Raw genomic sequence first — 1699 nt, 5'->3', positions numbered from 1 at the left:
GATATGGAAAGGGCAAAGAAATATCTGGAGACAGCTGACAAATGGCAAGAGTTGATAGACAAACTCACTTATACTACGAAAGGACCTTATGGCAATGGGCAGTATTATATAAGAATTGCAGGTTTACCGGACCCGGATGCCGACTTTTTAATAAGCATTGCCAACGGAGGAGGAGTGTATGACCAGAAGGAGATTGTAGATCCAAGTTTTTTAGAGCTTGTAAGGTTAGGAGTAAAAGCTTATGATGACCCAAAGATATTGAATACTATTTCGGTAGTTGATAGCCTCCTTAAAGTAAATACTCCTAAAGGGCCTTCGTGGTACAGGTACAATCATGATGGCTATGGTGAACCCGCCAAAGGAGAACTTTATCATGGCAAAGGTAAAGGCAGATTATGGCCTCTTCTTACAGGAGAGAGAGGGATGTACGAAATTGCAGCAGGGAAAAAAGCAGATGACTATCTAGAGTATATGAGAAATTTTGCTAATGAAGGTTTTGTCTTGTCAGAGCAAATTTGGGAAGATACAGGACTTCCTACAGATTCTGCTTCTCCTCTCAATTGGGCTCATGCGGAATATGTGGTGCTTTTTGCATCTAACATAGAAGGGAAGGTAGTTGATATGCCACAAATTGTATACAAAAGGTATGTATTAGGGGAGAGATAAAACTCCCCCTATATTTTTTCTTTTTGCGATAGGTTATAATACTCTTTGGAGGAGGGAAGAAACCTTGAATAAAGTAAAAATAGGTGAAAAATACGAAGTAGATATCACTAGCATGGGACACGAGGGGGAGGGAGTTGGAAGAATCGATGGAATAGCTGTTTTTGTGAAAGGAGCCTTAAAGGGAGAAAGAGTTATTGTAGAGATAGAAGAGGTCCATAAAAATTATCTCAAAGGTTATACAGTAAAAATACTAGAAAAATCCCAGCATAGAGTAAATCCTCTTTGTCAGTATGCTGATAGATGTGGTGGTTGTTCTTTGCAACACTTAAGTTATAAAGGCCAACTTGAATACAAGACTCAGAAGGTAAAGGATAATCTAGAGAGGATAGGAAAGATTTATACAAAAGTTCACTATGCGATAGGAATGGAGAATCCATTGAATTACAGAAACAAAGGGCAATTTGTAGTAGGTGAAATAGGAAGAGAAAAGATAACGGGGTTTTACTCTTTCCATTCCCACGAGATTGTACCTGTAGATAATTGCTTGATACAGCATCCTTTGAGCAACAAGGTTGTAAGTGTAGTAAAAGAGTGGTTAAATGAATGTGACATAAGCGTTTATGACAGGAAAAAAGGCAAAGGACTAATAAGGCACGTGGTAGCTAAGGTCGCTTTTAAGACAGGGGAAGTTATGGCAATAATCGTCATAAATGGAGAAGATATACCTTGTAAGGAAGAACTGATAGAGGCCTTGAAAGAAAAAGTGCCAGGGCTTAAAAGTGTTATTTTGAATATTAATACCAGGCGAACTAAGATGATTTTAGGAAATAAGAATATTGTAATTTATGGGAAAAATACCATTGAGGATTTCATAAAAGATTTAAGATTTGAGATATCTCCACTTTCTTTTTTTCAGGTAAATCCTATTCAAACTGAAATTTTGTACGATAAAGCCATTGAATACGCTGGTTTGACGGGAAAAGAAGTGGTAATAGATGTTTATTCAGGAATAGGGACTATATCTTTGTTTGCA

The 1699-nt window shown here is 37.4% G+C and carries 2 protein-coding genes; both read left to right on the top strand.

All coding sequences use genetic code 11. The features are described 5' to 3' along the window. Positions 1 to 666, top strand: a 666-nt coding sequence (locus tag AC29Z1_RS17620; RefSeq protein WP_488272740.1) for a glycoside hydrolase family 15 protein, incomplete at its 5' end; no start/stop codon positions are given. A gap of 64 nt (positions 667 to 730) precedes the next feature. Beyond that, a partial coding sequence (gene rlmD, locus AC29Z1_RS17615) for a 23S rRNA (uracil(1939)-C(5))-methyltransferase RlmD (RefSeq protein WP_488272739.1) occupies positions 731 to 1699 on the top strand: 969 nt, incomplete at its 3' end.

Source organism: Sporomusa sp. (assembly GCF_057736855.1).
Note: the sequence above shows the minus strand (reverse complement) of the source record. Positions and strands in the feature narration are given on the sequence as shown.